Genomic DNA, 15,139 nt, shown 5'->3' on the forward strand with positions numbered 1-15,139 from the left:
CAAAAAGACGCTCACTGCTTGCGTCGCTGACTGAGCGCATCCAGCAGGACAGCCGCGAATATTACGCCGCCCTGTATGAACTGCGTCCAGAAGGGATTCACGCCGAGCAGCGACAATCCCACATTGATCACGCCGATGAGCACGACGCCGATGAACGTTCCCACAATCGACCCGCGTCCTCCGGCAAGCGAGGTCCCGCCAATCACGACAGCGGCGATCACCTGCAACTCCAGCCCGTTGGCTGCGGAAGGCAGCGCGGAATTGAGCCGCCCCGCGAGGACGATCCCGGCAATTGCGGCCGTCACACCGGCCAGCATGTAAGTGAGGAACACGACGCGATGCACCGGGATACCCGCGAGACGCGCGGCTTCCTGATTGCCGCCCACCGCGAACACCTGATGGCCGAACGTGGTCTTGCGCAACAACACATGACCTATGACGAAGATCACGAGCATGACTATCATCGGCATCGGCAAGCCGGCGACCGTCTTCGCGCCGAACGCCGTGAAGGCATTCGGAAAATCGAACTTGGTGCGGCCATCCGAAATGGCGAGAGTCAAACCGCGCGCCATGGCCATCATCGCCAGTGTGACGATGAAGGGCACGAGCCGCAGCCACGCAACCGCGAGACCGTTCAATGCGCCTGCCGCAGCGCCGACCGCGAGCGCCGCGCAAAGCCCGGCAATGCCGAGGCCGATCGCCCCCGGACTCGACCCGGCCATGACAGTCGCAGCGACCATGCCCGTCAACGCGACGAGCGAACCGACCGAGAGATCGATTCCCGACGTAATGATGACGAAGGTCCCGCCCACCGCCGCAATGCCGACCACCGACACCTGCACCATGATGTTGGTCAGCGTACTGGTCGTCAGAAACTCGGGCGATGCAATCGACAAAGCAATACAGATGATGACGAGCGCGGCGAACAGTGGCCCGATCCCGCTCCTCAATTGGCGGATCACGCGGCGCGACAGCGCCTCCGTATCCGCACGGTTGGCTGCCGTGGAGGTCATGCGCCTGCTCCTGTTGTAGCCCATTGAATGACAGCTTCCGAATGCGCTTTTTCGCGCGGAATCTCCGTCACGATGCTGCCGCGATACATCACGAGCACGCGATCCGACATGCCGAGCAGCTCCGGCAATTCGGAACTCACCATGACGACGGCACCGCCCGCCCGCGCCATGGCCACCATGTGCGCGTAGATTTCCGTCTTCGCCCCTACGTCAATGCCGCGCGTCGGCTCGTCGAGCATGATGACGACGGGCTGGGTTGCGGTGGCGCGCCCGAGAATCACTTTTTGCTGATTGCCGCCCGACAGCGTGCGCGTGACCTGCAGGACCGAAGACGCCCGCACGCCAAATCGCGTGCTGGCATCTCGCGCCAGCTTGCGCTTCCTGGCACCGCTAACAAATCCGCCGTTCGCCAGCGCTTTAAGGCTGGACAGTGCAATGTTTTCTTCGATGTTGGCATCGAGCACGAGCCCCTCGAGCTTTCGATCCTCCGACGTGTACACGAGCCCGTGACGCACGCCTTCGGTCGGCGAATGATTCGCGATCTTTTTGCCTTTGATGAGTATTTCGCCGCCCGTCGCCGGCAGCGCGCCGAAAATCGTCTTGAGCAGTTCGGTGCGCCCCGCGCCCGCAATTCCCGCGATACCGACAATCTCTCCCGCCCGCACCTTGAAGCTCGCATTGCGCAGCAGCGGCGCGCTGACGAGGTTACGGACTTCGAGCACGACATCGCCGTAGTCGCGCGGCTCCCACGGGTAGAACGACTCCAGATTGCGCGCGACCATCGCCTGCACGAGTGCGGCTTCGGTCCATTCCGACATGGGACGCGCACCGACAGTGGCGCCGTCGCGCATCACGACCGCCGAATCGGCGAGTTCGAACACTTCTTCAAGATGATGTGAAATAAAGATGATGCCCATGCCCGCCGCTCGCAGCCTGCGCACCACGGCGTACAGATTGACGATGTCCTGACTTTGCAGCGCCGCGGTCGGCTCATCCATAACGAGGATGCGCGCATCGCGTGCAATGGCTTTCGCCACTTCGACCAGTTGGCGTTTGTTGAGCGGCAGATCGCCGAGGCGCATCCACGGCGGCACGGAATCGAGGCCCACACGCGCAAGCGCCTCCCGTGCGAGCTGATTCGCCTCGCGCTGCATGATGAAACCCTTGCGCGCAGGCATGCGGCCGAGAAACAGATTCTCCGCCACCGTCATGTCGTTAATCAGCGAGAGTTCCTGATAGATGACGGCGACCCCGGCATCTATCGCTGCATTGGTGCCGCGCGCAAGCGGCACGCCGTCGATTTCGATCGTGCCTTCGTCTGGCTCGTAGGCGCCGGACAGCGTCTTGACGAGCGACGACTTGCCAGCGCCGTTCTCGCCGACAATCGCCATGACGTGTCCCGCCCGCAATTCGAGGCTCACGCCGCGCAAGGCCTTCACGCCCGGAAAACTCTTGACGATGCCCTGCATGCGCAACAACGGCACGGATCTGTTCACGGGCGCGCGCTCCCGTTCTTCGGCTTGCACTGTCATGTCGCCTCTTTCCGTTTGCGGGCTGCGCGTTGTCCGATGCGACGCAGCCCGCGGCCTGTCTTACTGTTTGACTTCCTCAGACCACAGCCCGTATTTCTTCGTCGCATCCGAATCGATATTCGACTTGTCGATCAGCAGCGTCGGCCACGCATAATTCGCCGGCACCTCTTTCTTCGCGCTGTAGTCGGCGACGAATTGCAGCGACTTGGCCGCCATCTGAATCGGGTTCTGCGAGATGGTCGCGTCCTGCTTGCCGGCACGAATCGCCGACAGCGCCTGCGCGGTACCGTCCGCACCGATGACCAGAATGTGCTGCTTGTCGCCGAGCGGCTTATAGCGGCCGGCATTGTCGATGGCTTTTTCCGCGCCGACCGTGTTGTCGTCATTGGCGCCGAAGACCGCGTCGATTTGCGGATACTTCTGCAGGATATTGGTCATCGCGTTGAGGGACTTTTCCTGATCGAACGCGCCTTCCTGACGAGCGACCACCTTGATGTCGGGATATTTGGCGATCTCGTCGCTGAAGCCTTTCTCGCGATCGGTGGCGGCCGTCGTGCCGACCAGCCCAATCAGATCGACCACGTTGCCTTTGGCGGAGCCGTAGCGCTTCGTCAACTGGTCGGCAATCCATTTGGCCGCCGTCTGCCCCAGCGCGACGTTATCCGATGCAACGAAAGACGTGACCTTGCCGCCGTCCGAACCGCGATCCAGCATGAACACCGGAATGTTCATCGAATTGGCTTTTTCGACGGCGGGAATAATGGCCTTGGAATCGATTGGATTGAGCACGAGCGCTGTCACGCCCTGGCTCAGAAGATTGATCGCGTCGTTCACCTGCTGCTGCGCGTCGCCATTCGCATTGGTTTGCACGAGGTCGAAGCCCTGCTCTTTAGCGCCCTTCTCCACGCCAGCCTTCAGGCCGACAAAGAAAGCGTTATTGAGCGTAGAAACGGAGAATCCAACTTTTGTCTTGCCGCCCGACGCGTTGGCCACGGGCGCGCTGGCCGGCGCGCTCGCGGCCTGGCCCGAAGTGGTGCTGGTCGAGCTGTTGTCGCTTTTGGAACAACCGGCAAGCGCGGCTGCCGCACACAGCAGCACCGCACAGGTCGGCTTACCCAATACGTCCCATCCGTCGAATCTTGCTGAACTCCAGGCCATAGTCGTCTCCGTTGTAGATTATTCACTGCGGTGCTAACGATAATTTCCCTTGAAGCAAGCGCACTAACGCTCGGCATGCCTCGGTCTGCCATACGTCTTGAACCTTTCCAGAACCTCTTCCATTTGCACGTCCGACAGAAGCGGCGGCGGACCCAGCTGACAGGCGAGCAGGTACTGCCTGGCCAGCACTTCCACTTCGTGCGCGAGCCACACGGCGCGCGCGAGATCGTCCCCCAGGGCGACTACGCCATGATGCGCAAGCAGGCACGCACGCCGGTCCTGCAACGCCTTGAGCGCATGATCCGAGAGCAACTGCGTGCCAAAGAGCGCATAGGGCGCGCAGCGAATCGAATCGCCGCCCGCTGCCGCAACCATGTAATGCAGCGCCGGAATATCGCGTCCATGGATTGCCATAGCAGTGGCCGCGGTCGAATGCGTATGCACGACCGCATGCATCTCGTGCCGCGCGCGAAGAATGTCGCGATGAATGCGCCATTCAGACGACGGGCGCTTTACATGCAGCACCTCCGCGTCGTCGTCCACGTCGAGCGGTAACCACACGATGCCTTCTTCGCGCAACTCGCGAGCCGGCACGCCGCTCGGCGTGATCAGAAAACCCTCGCCCAGGCGCGCGCTCACGTTCCCGGAGGTGCCCTGGTTGATGCCGAGCCGCTCCATCTCGAGCGAGGTCTCGACGATGCCCCGGCGCAGCGCGCGTTCCTGCGCCGCCTTCATGCCGCGTTCCCCGCCGCCGGAAAGAACTGGCCGAGCGACCGTTCGAACGGCGCCTTAGCGATGCCGCGTTCGGTGATGAAACCGGTGACGAGTTCGTGCGGCGTTACATCGAATGCGGGATTGCGAGCCTTGATGCCGTGCGGCGCCGTGCGCTGCCCCGCGAAATGCGTAACCTCTTCGTCGCACCGCTCCTCGATCTCGATTTGCGCACCGGTCGGCGTGCGAAAGTCGAGTGTCGACGACGGACAGGCCACGTAGAACGGTATGCCGTAATGCTTCGCTGCAATGGCAACCCCGAGCGTGCCGATCTTGTTGGCGAAGTCCCCATTGGCCGCCACGCGATCGGTGCCGACGATCACTACATCGACGAGCCCTTGGGACATGATCGAAGCGGCTGCGCTGTCCATGATCAGCGTCACGTCGACGCCTGCCTGTTGCAATTCGAATGCAGTCAGCCGCGCGCCCTGCAGCAGCGGCCGCGTTTCGTCCGCGAATACCTTGAACGCTATGCCCTCGCGATGCGCTGCGTAAATCGGTGCCGTGGCGGTGCCAAGGCCAGTGGTCGCAAGTGCGCCGGCGTTGCAGTGGGTGAGCACGCCGCAGCCCTGCTTGATGAGCGGCATGCCGTGGCGGCCGATGCCTTCGCACAGCGTCTGGTCTTCCGCATGAATCTGCCGGGCCTCTTCGACGAGCGCCTCGTAAAGCGCAGTCGAATCGCTCGCGCCGCACGTGTGCGCACGTTGCAGCATGCGTCCGAGACTCCAGCTGAGATTCACAGCAGTGGGACGTGCCGTATTGAGCCAGCGCGCCCGCCGTTCGAGTTCCGCCCGGAATTGGGCGAGCGGCAATGCGCGCGCATCCTGAACGGCCACACATAAGCCATACGCCGCTGCAACCCCGATGGCGGGCGCGCCGCGCACGCGCAGTTCGTGAATGGCCCGCCATACGGCGGCTGCATCGGCGACATGCTCCACCACGACCTCATGCGGCAGGCGGGTCTGATCGAGCAGCAGAAGAGCGTCGTCGCGCCATTCGATCGTAGGGGCCAGTGCGGGGAACAGGGACTGCGCAACCATGAAAGCTCCGTGTGCGTTAAACGTGTGTGTGCGTCTCGCGCCGAATCTCGCGCGCAAGCATGGTGACCTGCTCGATATCGGTCAGCGCGTCGCGTTCCACGAGCAAGGCTTCGGCGCAACGCAGACACCGCACTTCGATCCGTGCCCGTGCCTGCGCATCCGGTATGCGTGTGATTTCCGCGACTTTCGCCATGCCCACGATGCGTCGAATCATCTTGCAGCCTGCAAAGCCAAGCGTATCGGCAAGCAGGCGGCGCATGAAATGCGCGCGATAGCCTTCGACTGCGCGCGAGTCGGTCTGTCCGCCGATGAAGCGGCGTTCGCTGCGGCTTTCGTGATCGCGCCAGAGCGCGACGAACTGCTCGCTGAAACCATTCCATATACCGATCGCCTGCGCGAGCAGCCATTCCTCGTAAGGCGCTGGGTCTCGCCCGTCAGTACGGCCATGCCAGTCGCGGGAAAAATAGGCCAGCAGCAGATTGGCCAGCAAGGCGCCGATGTCGAAGCTCATCGGCCCGTAAAACGCGAACTCCGGATCGATGACAAACGTTTCTTCCTCGTTGACCATGATGGAGCCGGTATGCAGGTCGCCATGCAGCAACGTCTCCGCGCGATTCATGAATGCCCATTTCATGTCGCCTGCGGCAATACGCAATGCTTCGTTCGTTCTCAGACGCTCGAGCACGGACAACGGCAGTGCCGGGCTATACACATTGGACGGATGGTCTTCGAAGGGAAAAGTGAATACGAGATCTTCGGTAATCCTGCACAACTCGACATTGACGGCCGCGCTCACAGCCTGCTTCTTGATGTCCGGCGCCAGAAAGAGATCGGAGCCGTAAAAAAGCGTATGCGCAAGATAAGTGGACAGATGCGCAGCGAGCTTCGGATAGGTTATGCCGTTAATGAGGCCTTGCCGCAGGATGCAATGCGAGGCAAGCCTTTGCATGACCATCAGGAAACGCTTGCTGTCGGCGTGATACACCTTCGGCACGTGCTGTGGGCAGAGCGCGCCGAAGCGGCGCAGGGCTGCGACTTCGTGCTCCATGCGCTGGCACGACAGAGGCCACGTTTTGCCGACGAGCCGCAGAAAAGGCGGCGCCTGTTTGACCACGACGCTGCGCTGCGGCGCCTTCGCATTCGTTACGAAGTACACGTAATTCAGATTGCCGTCGCCCACTTCGGCGACGTCCAGATCGTCAGGCTCGCCAAGCAGCGCGCGCACCTTGGGAATGGCGCCGAGATACGCTGCCAGCTCACCTGCGGTAAAGGCTTCAAACTCCATCGGTGCCTCCTCCGATGTTGCTTCCGGCGCCCATCGACCTGGACACGTCTTTAGCGACGCTTGCGCACCAGATCGAACTTGAAGATGCTCGTGTTGTAGTAGTCGTTGCTATAGCAAAGCGGCTCGCCGCTCTGATCGAAATCCACTTCGTCCAGCAGGAGAAACATGCCGAATCCGTCGCCCAGTTCCGGCAGATCGCGCGGCGTGAGGATGGTCGGCTGTATCGACGTGTGCGTATGCGATAAGCGCCGTCCTGTGCGCGCGAACATGCCAAAGAGCGATTCGCCTAATTCACCTTGAGCTTCATCGAAAAGCGTTTTCGGGATCGTGTCGATGCAGTAAGCGGCAATTGCATCGTCGGCACGCCTCACCCGTTCGATGCGGATGCATGTTTCGCCGGGCGCGATCCCAAGCTTTTCGGCAAGACTCTCCGAAGCCGCAATGCTGTCCATCTGAATACGGCTCGTGGAAGGCACCGCGCCAACGCTCCTGATCATGTCGGTCACAGACATCAGATCATCCAGACCGCCTTGCAGCTTCAGCGAAATTTGTCTGATGAAGGTGCCGCGTCCCTGGACGCGTGAGAGGAGCCCATGCGAGATCATCTGCGCCACGGCCTCGCGCAAACTCGAACGGCCAACGCCGAGCAGCTCGCAGAGCTCCAATTCCGTGGGAATCTGATCACCAGGCTTGAGCTTGCGCTCACGAATCATGGTCAACAGCGACTCCTGGATCTTGTCGCTCATCGATCGCTCTACGCTTAGGCGCATGTTGCTCTCTCGCTCGTCACTGGACCAAATATACATCAGACATCTGATGTTTTTGTAGGGAATTTCCCTTGGTTTCGTTTCGCGCCGAGCGCGGCTGGCGGGTAGCGACGCGCGTCGCTCGCGCAACATGCCATTGCCCTCAACCCTGTCGTCGTTGGCTTTGCGACGCGCTGCGTTGCGCAAAAACGGTGTGCCGCAGCCAGCTCTCGCGAACATTTCTGGCGCGTTGGCCTCAGCGCGTTTCGAGGCTCCGTGTGTAGAATGAATCGGACCAAAGCAGCGTTATTACAAACGCCTGATAAGGCGCCAAAGTTCGCAAGGCAACTTTAAGGAGACGGCAATGTGGTTTGTCGGCAAGAGCGAATTGCTCTCTTTGATCCAGTGTCATTGCCTCGACGAGGTGATGCCCGCCTTCAGCGACCATCGCACGTTACGCAAGAACACCGTTATCTATCGGCCGGATGAATCGAGCGAGCATGTGTACCTGCTCAAGAGCGGCAGCGTAAGGCTTTACCGCCTCACCGAAGACGGCCAGGAAATCACACTTGCCTTCGTCAAGGCGGGCATGATTTTCGGCGATGGCGATGTTCTCAATGAGGACAGCTACTCCCATCATGCACAGGCGCTCACGCCGAGCATGGTCTGCTATATCCGTAAAGCGGATTTCAAGGAACTGCTTGCGCGCTACGACGTCATCAACCAGTTCGTGCTGCGCAACCACTATCTGCGCTGGCAGGAAGCACAGCAGTTAATTGAGAATCTCTCGTTACACGACGTGAGAAAGCGGCTCGTCAACATACTCGTCATGTTCTCGGGGCAAGTGGGCACGCCCTTCGATCATCCGGAGCATGGCGATACCGTTCTCATCGACTTGCCGATCGCACAGGACAAGCTCGCGGAATTCATCGGCACGTCGCGCGAATCAGTCAACCGGCACTTTAGCGACCTCAAGTCAGAAGGCTTCGTCGACATGCACGAGCGCAAAATCGTGCTGACACCCGCCTTCGTCGCGCGGTACATCACCAAAGCGCCGGCCTTTGCTGCACTGCCCGCGAACCCGGCTCCACGCGAGTTCAGAGCGCCGCTAATGCGCGCTTGACCGACGCTACGCCGCTTTGAGGACTCGACAGTACCGGCACTGAGAGCGAGCCGAGCGACGGCACGAGGCGCGCCATCGAGACTTGCGCGAGCACGATCACATCCACCTGATCGGCGAGTTCGACGATCGTGCGCTTGAGGATCTCGTCGTGCTTCGCGGCGTCGCCCGCGAGCAACGCTTCGAATGCACCTGGCGCGATGGATTCCGTCACCTGAATCTCGATGCGGCGCTCGGCGGCTTTTTTGCGGATCAGACGCACCGTCGGCTCAAGCGTCGTGGACACAGTTGCGACAACGCCGATCCGCGGTCCAAGCGCGCAGGCCTCCTCGGCCATCGCTTCGTCAACCTTGACGATTGGCGTGCGGATCATGCTGCGCAAGAGGTCGGTTGCCTCGCCCACCGACGAACACGCATTGAGAATGATGTCCGCGCCGAGCGCTTCGGCGTTCGCCATATAGCTATATAAACGGCGTGTCACTTCGGGCGTCAGGCGGCCCGCCGAACGCACATCGGTCAGCAGGCTGTCGTCGACGATATTGACGACCCGCGCATCGGCCAACTGCTCGGCGAACTGCGCCTTGAGGGGATCGACCGTGACTGGGCCGGTGTGTATAACGACGATCGTGGTCATATTCGTATCCATTACTTCGTTGATGGTTATCAAGCGGTGGCGAGTGCCATCACTTTTTCCTGCGAAGCTTGCGCCCTGCTCAATTCCCCGCTGATGCGTCCTTCCCGCACAGTCAAGATGCGATCGCTGACGGCGAGCACTTCGAGAAGATCGGAAGAGATGACGATCACGCCAATGCCCTCTGCCGCGAGCCGCGCAATGAGCGCGTGCACCTCCGCTTTCGCGCCTACGTCGATGCCGCGTGTCGGTTCATCGACGATGAGCACTTTCGGGCTGCGCGCGACCCACTTGGCGATCACGATCTTTTGCTGATTGCCGCCGCTCAGGTTGACGACCTTCTGCTCGACGCCCGGCGTTTTGATACCCAGCATACGGACGAACCGCCGACAGCTCTCGCGTTCTCGCGCATGCTGCACGAACTGGAACGGCGAATAGCGCTCCAGATGAGTAAGGCTGAAATTCTCGCGCACAGTCATGCCGAGTATGAGCCCCTGGGCCTTGCGGTCTTCGGTAACGAAACCTATGCCCGACCTGATTGCATCGTGCGGATTGCGGATCGACACCGGCTTGCCTTCTATCTTGACCGATCCCGTGCACGCACGCATTCCGAAGATCATTTCCATTATCTCGGTGCGGCCCGAACCGACAAGCCCGGCGATCCCGAGTACTTCGCCACGATGCAGCGTAAAGCTTATATCGCGGATGCGAGGCTCTGCCTTCCTGACCGGCTTGAGCGACAGCGCTCGCACTTCGAGCACGGGATCGCGGCTCGCATGAGACTGCGGCTCGCCGTAGAGTTCGCTCAACTCGCGGGCCACCATCAGGCGTACAAGCGTCTCGCGCGTCATGTCGGCGATTGGCGCGGTGCCCACTGTGCGTCCGTCGCGCAGTACCGTCACGCGATCTGCGAGTTCGAAAATCTCTTCGAGCCGATGCGAGATATAGACCACCGCAATGTTTCTTTCGCGCAAGCGCTTGACGATGCCCAGCAAAACGCTGGTTTCGTGATGACTGAGCGATGCTGTCGGCTCGTCCATGATAATGGCCTTGGACCGCGCGCAAAGGGCCTTGGCAATCTCGATCATCTGCTGCTGGCCCACACTTAATTCGCTCACGCGCGTAGCCGGATCGATATCCATGTCGATGGTGGCCAGCACTTCGCGCGCCTCGCGATACATGCGCGGACGGTCGATCAGTCCGAGCCGTGTGCGCGGTTCTCTCGCCAGAAAAATGTTCTCGCCGACAGTGAGATTGCCGACAACCGCAAGCTCCTGATAAATGATGTTCACGCCAAGCGTGCGAGCGTGATGGCTGTCGGCGAGTGCAACTTCCTGCCCTTCGACAAGAATAGTGCCGCCGGGATCGGGCGCGTAAATGCCGGTGAGTATCTTCATCAGCGTACTTTTGCCCGCGCCGTTTTCTCCGGCAAGCGCGAGCACTTCGCCCGCGCGTATTTCCAGGTTCACGCGGTCGAGCGCTTTGACGCCAGGAAAGGTTCTGGAGATGTTACGCATCTCCAGAAAAGGCACGCCTGTTACGTGGCTCATCACTTCGTGTAGCTGGTCATATTGTCTTTCGTGACAACGGTCACGCCGGTGTCGATGTCCTTTGGCTGCGCTTCCTGGCCCTGGATCTGCGCAACGAGGTGTTCGACAGCAAGCGAGCCCATTGTCACCGGACGCTGAACCATGATGCCCTGGATATAGCCTTCCTTAAGCCCCTTCAGCGTGTCGGGAAGATCGTCGAAGGCAAGCACTTCGAGCTTGCCCTTCATCGTGCCGAACTCCTTCGTGTTGAGCACCTTCGCGACCGCCGGCCCGCCCACCTGGCTCACGCCGAAGATGCCTTTGAGTTGCGGATGCGCACGCAGCGTGGTTTCGACCACAGAGACGCCGCGGGCCAGATCGTCGTCGGTGCCTTGCGTCTCGACAATCTTGATGCCCGGATATTTCGCCAGCCCTTTCTTGATGCCGGCGATACGCTCGTTCAGATTGACCGCGCCCAGTTGGCCCGTGATGATCGCCACTTCGCCCTGACCATTGAGCGCCTTGCCCATCGTCTCCGCCATGGTCGCGCCCGCCTGTTCGTTGTTGGTGCCGATATACATAGAGCGTCCGCTTCTGGGCGAATCCGAGTCATACGTCAGCACCTTGATGCCGCTTTGCTCTGCGCGCTTCATTACGCTTTCGACCGACTTCGGCTCGTTCACCGATATCGCAATGCCATCCACATGCCTCGAAATCAGGTCCTCGATAATCTGTACCTGCGTCGAACCCTGCGTGTTTTGCGGCACCACCCATTGATATTTCACACCGGCTTTGCCGGCCGCCGTCTTTGCCCCTTTGTTGCAGTCGTCGAAGAACGGCACCGCGACCTTGGGAATAACGGCGACGGAAATATCTTTTGCGTCTTTGGCGTGAGCCGTTGCGCCAACTGATGCGGCTAGTGCGACCAGGGCGCTCGCGGTGAATCGTTGCGTGAGTTTCATGCATGTCTCCTGATGTTATGGTTGCAGCGTTCAGTGTTCCTAGCGTTCCTTGCGACGCACGCGCCAGATGTCGATGCTGACGGCAATGAGAATTACGCAGCCGGTGATGGCCTGCTGCGCATAGGTATCGATGTTGAGCAGCACCACGCCATTCGTAATGATTCCCGCGAGGGCCGCGCCGATGATCGCGCCCTCCACGCTGCCCGCCCCGCCCGACAGACTCGCGCCGCCGATGGCCGCCGCCGCGATGACATCGAGTTCCGCGCCGAAGCCAGAAGCCGGCTCGGCCGACACGAAGCGCGAGAACGCAATGACGCCTGCCATCGATGCGATCAGGCCGGATAGCACATAGACCGTGAATTTCACGCGCGCGGTGCGCACGCCGGATAGGCGCGCGGCCACTTCATTGCCGCCAGTCGCGTACACGTAGCGGCCAAAGCGCGTCTGTCGCATGACGACGGAGAAGACGGCCGTCATGGCCAGAAGAATGACGACCGGAAAAGGCACGAATCCAATGTAGCCCTGCCCGATGAATGTGAAGCTGTCGGGAACGTCCGGTGTGACGGGCACGCCTTTGGTAATGATGTACATGAGGCCGCGCCCGATCGACAGCGTGCCAAGCGTCGCAATGAAAGGCGGCAACTGTATCCACGTGATCATGAAGCCATTGAATGCGCCGACCGCGATTCCCACGGCGAGCCCCGCGCCAATGGCCGCCGGCGCGTTGTAACCATGCTGGAAGACGAGCGCGGTAACGAGCGACGACAGGCCCATGACCGATCCAACCGAGAGGTCGATGCCGCCCGTAATGATCACGAGCATCATGCCGATCGACATGAGCGCAATCAACGAAAACGAGCGGAACACGCCCATCAGGTTGTTGGTCGTGAGGAAGTACGGTGAGAAAACGCTGATCAGCAGCCCAACGAGCAGCAGCACCGAGAGCACGTTCAGCTCGCGTATGCGCAAACACGCCCTGATCCAGTCAGCGGCACGCCCGGACGGGGGTTCCTTCTTCGACGATATTGCAGTCACCGATCGCTCCTCCTTTACAGGCTCGGAACAGATCATAGGAGCGCGGACATGCGGAAATCTGTGACGCGCGTCATAGATTCGTATCGGGATTGACCCGTAGATTGTCTGCAGATAGCGCGATGAATGCCCACGTGCCTATGACGGGCGTCACAGCATCGCGCAGGGCGTGGCGTTACGATGCGTCTGGTGTCGTCAGCGGCGAATTGCCGTCGGGTGGCTTGATGAACTGCAAAGGAGACAAGGCATGACCAAACGAGTGATTGTGACGGGCGGCAGCGGACTTGCCGGCAAATGGGTAGTAGAAGATCTGGTGGCGCACGGCTACGAAGTACTCAATCTGGACCGCGTGCCAATGGCCAAAGGCACCGCGCGGACTCTGATCACCGACATTACCGATGCGGGACAGGTCTTCAATGCACTTTCGTCGACGACCACGGCAAAAGAATTCGACGACGACATCGAGCCCAAGCCGATCGACGCCGTCGTGCATTTCGCCGCCATTCCGCGCATTCTCGTCACCACGGACAACGAGGTGTTCCGCATCAATGTGATGGGCACCTACAACGTGCTGGACGCGGCTGCAAAGCTCGGCATCAGGAAGGTCATCGTCGCTTCGAGCGAGACGACCTACGGCGTGGTGTTCGCGCACCGGCATCGCGACCCCGCGTACTTCCCGCTCGATGAAGAGTATCCCGTCGACCCGATGGACAGCTACGCCACGTCGAAAGTCATTAATGAAGTGACAGCAAAGGCGTTTCATGCGCGCACGGGCGCGGATATTTACTGCTTGCGCATCGGCAATGTACTCGACCCGGTGGACTATCAGAAATTCCCGACCTGGCTCAAGGACCCCGCCTTGAGAAAGCGCATTGCATGGAGCTATATCGACGGCCGCGACCTGGCAACGGCCTGCCGTCTGGGCATCGAAAAGGATGGACTGGGTTTCACGGTGATGAACGTAGCCGCAGACGACGTTTCCTCCGACCGGCCGGTCGCGGAATTGCTGAAGACTTACTACCCGAACGTGCCGGTGAAAAAATCGCTCGGTGAATTCGAGACCTTGCTGAGTAATGAAAAGCTCAAGCGTTTGCTTGGGTGGAAGCAGGCTTACAGATGGCGCGAGCAGGTGTCCGGACAGTCGTAGGCGACTCACAGTCTCGGAAAGTGCCGAGTGCGCCTGATAACGACATCAGGCGCACTTTCCAAAGACGCCGACGCCCTGTCCGACCGCCGAGGTCTCCCAGACGCACGTGATTGCGCCTGATCGCTGCTTCGCATCCGCCAGCCCATCGATCCCCACTTCGTCCTTCCGCGTCGACACAATCGGACCGGCCACTTGCGTTAGCACGCCGCTGGGATTCAGCGTTGGCATAAAACCGGCGATGGCAGCGCACGCCAATTCAGCGAAATGAGGCTAGAACAAAGGCCTATTCGCAATGAAAACTCGCGCCTGTCACCACTAGAATTCCATCTCATACCTGCTTCACGCACCGTCACACATTCGTTACCTGTCGGAACGCTTTCTCACATCGGATTTCCGGTTAATTCAGCATGACACGGCTCGCACGTCATTACGTTCCAGATCAACCGCAGCACGTTATTTTGCAGGGGCTCACGGGGCCCGCATTCCTGGACGAAGGAGATTACCTGTACTTCCTCGCCTGCCTGGCAGACGCAGCGCGCGTCGCCGACCTGGCAGTCCACGCCTGGGTCCTGATGCCAGGTGCGGTGCAATTTCTGGTCACGCCGTCATATGAGTCGAGCGTGGCCATGGCGATGCAGGCGGTGGGCCGCCGCTATGTCGAGACGTTTAATCGACGCCACGGACGGCGCGGCACGATGTGGCGTGGCGGGTACCGGGCAACCGTGATCGAGCCGGACCGATATTTTCTGCTGGCGAGCCAGATCATCGATCATGCGCCGGTGCGCAGCAACCTTGTAGACGAGCCGGGAAAATACCGGTGGTCGAGCTACTCGCACCATATCGGGCTGCGTGTCGATAGCTTTATCAAAGATCACCCGCTTTATCGCGCGCTCGGCAACACGCCGTTCGAGCGTAACGAGGCTTATCGGGATCTGGGCGCACAGTCCCCTGATCAACTCGAAGTCGAAAAACTGATGCAGTCCACGCTGAATGGCTGGGTGCTCGGCAGCGCCGAGTATTGCGAGTGGGCCGCGCGCACAGCCAACCGGCGTTTGATGCCACTGCTGCTGCGGGACCGGCCGCCCAGGACTCGCACGACACGCGCCTTCGCGCACGCCGGCTAAACAGTAGAAAAACAGGCAGGCACACCCTGCCTGTTTGAGTGAGCTACGT

General features: G+C 60.6%; 14 protein-coding genes. 3 read left to right on the forward strand and 11 right to left on the reverse strand.

The window, feature by feature from the left end:
- Positions 1 to 11: 11 nt before the first annotated feature.
- The 7 genes from H281_RS0113950 to H281_RS0113980 form a co-directional block, all read right to left on the reverse strand.
- Positions 12 to 1,013 (reverse strand): ABC transporter permease, encoded by a 1,002-nt coding sequence (locus H281_RS0113950; protein ID WP_020067733.1) that lies wholly within the window; start codon positions 1,011 to 1,013, stop codon positions 12 to 14.
- Positions 1,010 to 2,545: a sugar ABC transporter ATP-binding protein gene (locus H281_RS0113955; RefSeq protein WP_020067734.1), complete on the reverse strand. Its 1,536-nt coding sequence runs from the start codon at positions 2,543 to 2,545 to the stop codon at positions 1,010 to 1,012. Before H281_RS0113955 ends, H281_RS0113950 begins: the two co-directional genes overlap by 4 nt.
- 60 nt (positions 2,546 to 2,605) lie before the next feature.
- Positions 2,606 to 3,703: a sugar ABC transporter substrate-binding protein gene (locus tag H281_RS0113960; protein ID WP_020067735.1), complete on the reverse strand. Its 1,098-nt coding sequence runs from the start codon at positions 3,701 to 3,703 to the stop codon at positions 2,606 to 2,608.
- A 63-nt stretch (positions 3,704 to 3,766) separates the two neighbouring features.
- Entirely contained in the window at positions 3,767 to 4,438 is a 672-nt protein-coding gene (locus H281_RS0113965; protein ID WP_020067736.1) for a class II aldolase/adducin family protein, read from the reverse strand.
- Positions 4,435 to 5,514, reverse strand: a complete 1,080-nt coding sequence (gene mtnA / locus H281_RS0113970; protein WP_020067737.1) for an S-methyl-5-thioribose-1-phosphate isomerase — start codon at positions 5,512 to 5,514, stop codon at positions 4,435 to 4,437. Before mtnA ends, H281_RS0113965 begins: the two co-directional genes overlap by 4 nt.
- A 16-nt stretch (positions 5,515 to 5,530) precedes the next feature.
- Positions 5,531 to 6,799 (reverse strand): S-methyl-5-thioribose kinase, encoded by a 1,269-nt coding sequence (mtnK, locus tag H281_RS0113975; protein ID WP_020067738.1) that lies wholly within the window; start codon positions 6,797 to 6,799, stop codon positions 5,531 to 5,533.
- Positions 6,800 to 6,849: 50 nt separating this feature from the next.
- Entirely contained in the window at positions 6,850 to 7,545 is a 696-nt protein-coding gene (locus H281_RS0113980) for a GntR family transcriptional regulator (protein WP_227471287.1), read from the reverse strand.
- A gap of 364 nt (positions 7,546 to 7,909) precedes the next feature.
- Here H281_RS0113980 and H281_RS0113985 point away from each other — a divergent pair, with 364 nt between their 5' ends.
- Positions 7,910 to 8,668, forward strand: a complete 759-nt coding sequence (locus H281_RS0113985) for a Crp/Fnr family transcriptional regulator (RefSeq protein WP_020067740.1) — start codon at positions 7,910 to 7,912, stop codon at positions 8,666 to 8,668.
- Here H281_RS0113985 and H281_RS0113990 read toward each other — a convergent pair.
- Genes H281_RS0113990 through H281_RS0114005 form a run of 4 tightly spaced genes read right to left on the reverse strand, consistent with a single transcriptional unit; the run spans position 8,643 to position 12,822 of the window.
- Positions 8,643 to 9,299, reverse strand: a complete 657-nt coding sequence (locus H281_RS0113990) for an aspartate/glutamate racemase family protein (RefSeq protein WP_027804582.1) — start codon at positions 9,297 to 9,299, stop codon at positions 8,643 to 8,645. The two genes, H281_RS0113985 and H281_RS0113990, sit on opposite strands and share 26 nt — an antisense overlap.
- 29 nt (positions 9,300 to 9,328) lie before the next feature.
- Positions 9,329 to 10,846, reverse strand: a complete 1,518-nt coding sequence (locus H281_RS0113995) for a sugar ABC transporter ATP-binding protein (RefSeq protein WP_020067742.1) — start codon at positions 10,844 to 10,846, stop codon at positions 9,329 to 9,331.
- On the reverse strand, positions 10,846 to 11,787 hold the full coding sequence (locus tag H281_RS0114000; RefSeq protein ID WP_020067743.1) for a sugar-binding protein: 942 nt from the start codon (positions 11,785 to 11,787) through the stop codon (positions 10,846 to 10,848). Before H281_RS0114000 ends, H281_RS0113995 begins: the two co-directional genes overlap by 1 nt.
- A 39-nt stretch (positions 11,788 to 11,826) precedes the next feature.
- Entirely contained in the window at positions 11,827 to 12,822 is a 996-nt protein-coding gene (locus H281_RS0114005; RefSeq protein ID WP_020067744.1) for an ABC transporter permease, read from the reverse strand.
- Between the two features lie 244 nt (positions 12,823 to 13,066).
- On the opposite strand from H281_RS0114005, the gene H281_RS0114010 reads away from it, so the two are divergent.
- Both H281_RS0114010 and H281_RS0114020 read left to right on the forward strand, forming a co-directional pair.
- Positions 13,067 to 13,966, forward strand: a complete 900-nt coding sequence (locus H281_RS0114010; protein WP_020067745.1) for an NAD-dependent epimerase/dehydratase family protein — start codon at positions 13,067 to 13,069, stop codon at positions 13,964 to 13,966.
- Positions 13,967 to 14,373: 407 nt separating this feature from the next.
- A complete protein-coding gene (locus H281_RS0114020; protein WP_020067747.1) occupies positions 14,374 to 15,090 on the forward strand; it encodes a hypothetical protein in 717 nt (238 codons plus the stop codon).
- The last annotated feature ends 49 nt before the right edge of the window (positions 15,091 to 15,139 follow it).

This window comes from Paraburkholderia caledonica, from assembly GCF_000383275.1.
GTDB lineage: Bacteria > Pseudomonadota > Gammaproteobacteria > Burkholderiales > Burkholderiaceae > Paraburkholderia > Paraburkholderia caledonica.

Bases quoted from the DNA above. Each gene is read 5' to 3' on its own strand.
- H281_RS0113950 (WP_020067733.1), bottom strand. From the start codon at position 1,013: ATGACCTCCACGGCAGCCAACCGTGCGGATACGGAGGCGCTGTCGCGC.
- H281_RS0113955 (WP_020067734.1), bottom strand. From the start codon at position 2,545: ATGACAGTGCAAGCCGAAGAACGGGAGCGCGCGCCCGTGAACAGATCC.
- H281_RS0113960 (WP_020067735.1), bottom strand. From the start codon at position 3,703: ATGGCCTGGAGTTCAGCAAGATTCGACGGATGGGACGTATTGGGTAAG.
- H281_RS0113965 (WP_020067736.1), bottom strand. From the start codon at position 4,438: ATGAAGGCGGCGCAGGAACGCGCGCTGCGCCGGGGCATCGTCGAGACC.
- mtnA (WP_020067737.1), bottom strand. From the start codon at position 5,514: ATGGTTGCGCAGTCCCTGTTCCCCGCACTGGCCCCTACGATCGAATGG.
- mtnK (WP_020067738.1), bottom strand. From the start codon at position 6,799: ATGGAGTTTGAAGCCTTTACCGCAGGTGAGCTGGCAGCGTATCTCGGC.
- H281_RS0113980 (WP_227471287.1), bottom strand. From the start codon at position 7,545: ATGAGCGACAAGATCCAGGAGTCGCTGTTGACCATGATTCGTGAGCGC.
- H281_RS0113985 (WP_020067740.1), top strand. From the start codon at position 7,910: ATGTGGTTTGTCGGCAAGAGCGAATTGCTCTCTTTGATCCAGTGTCAT.
- H281_RS0113990 (WP_027804582.1), bottom strand. From the start codon at position 9,299: ATGACCACGATCGTCGTTATACACACCGGCCCAGTCACGGTCGATCCC.
- H281_RS0113995 (WP_020067742.1), bottom strand. From the start codon at position 10,846: ATGAGCCACGTAACAGGCGTGCCTTTTCTGGAGATGCGTAACATCTCC.
- H281_RS0114000 (WP_020067743.1), bottom strand. From the start codon at position 11,787: ATGAAACTCACGCAACGATTCACCGCGAGCGCCCTGGTCGCACTAGCC.
- H281_RS0114010 (WP_020067745.1), top strand. From the start codon at position 13,067: ATGACCAAACGAGTGATTGTGACGGGCGGCAGCGGACTTGCCGGCAAA.
- H281_RS0114020 (WP_020067747.1), top strand. From the start codon at position 14,374: ATGACACGGCTCGCACGTCATTACGTTCCAGATCAACCGCAGCACGTT.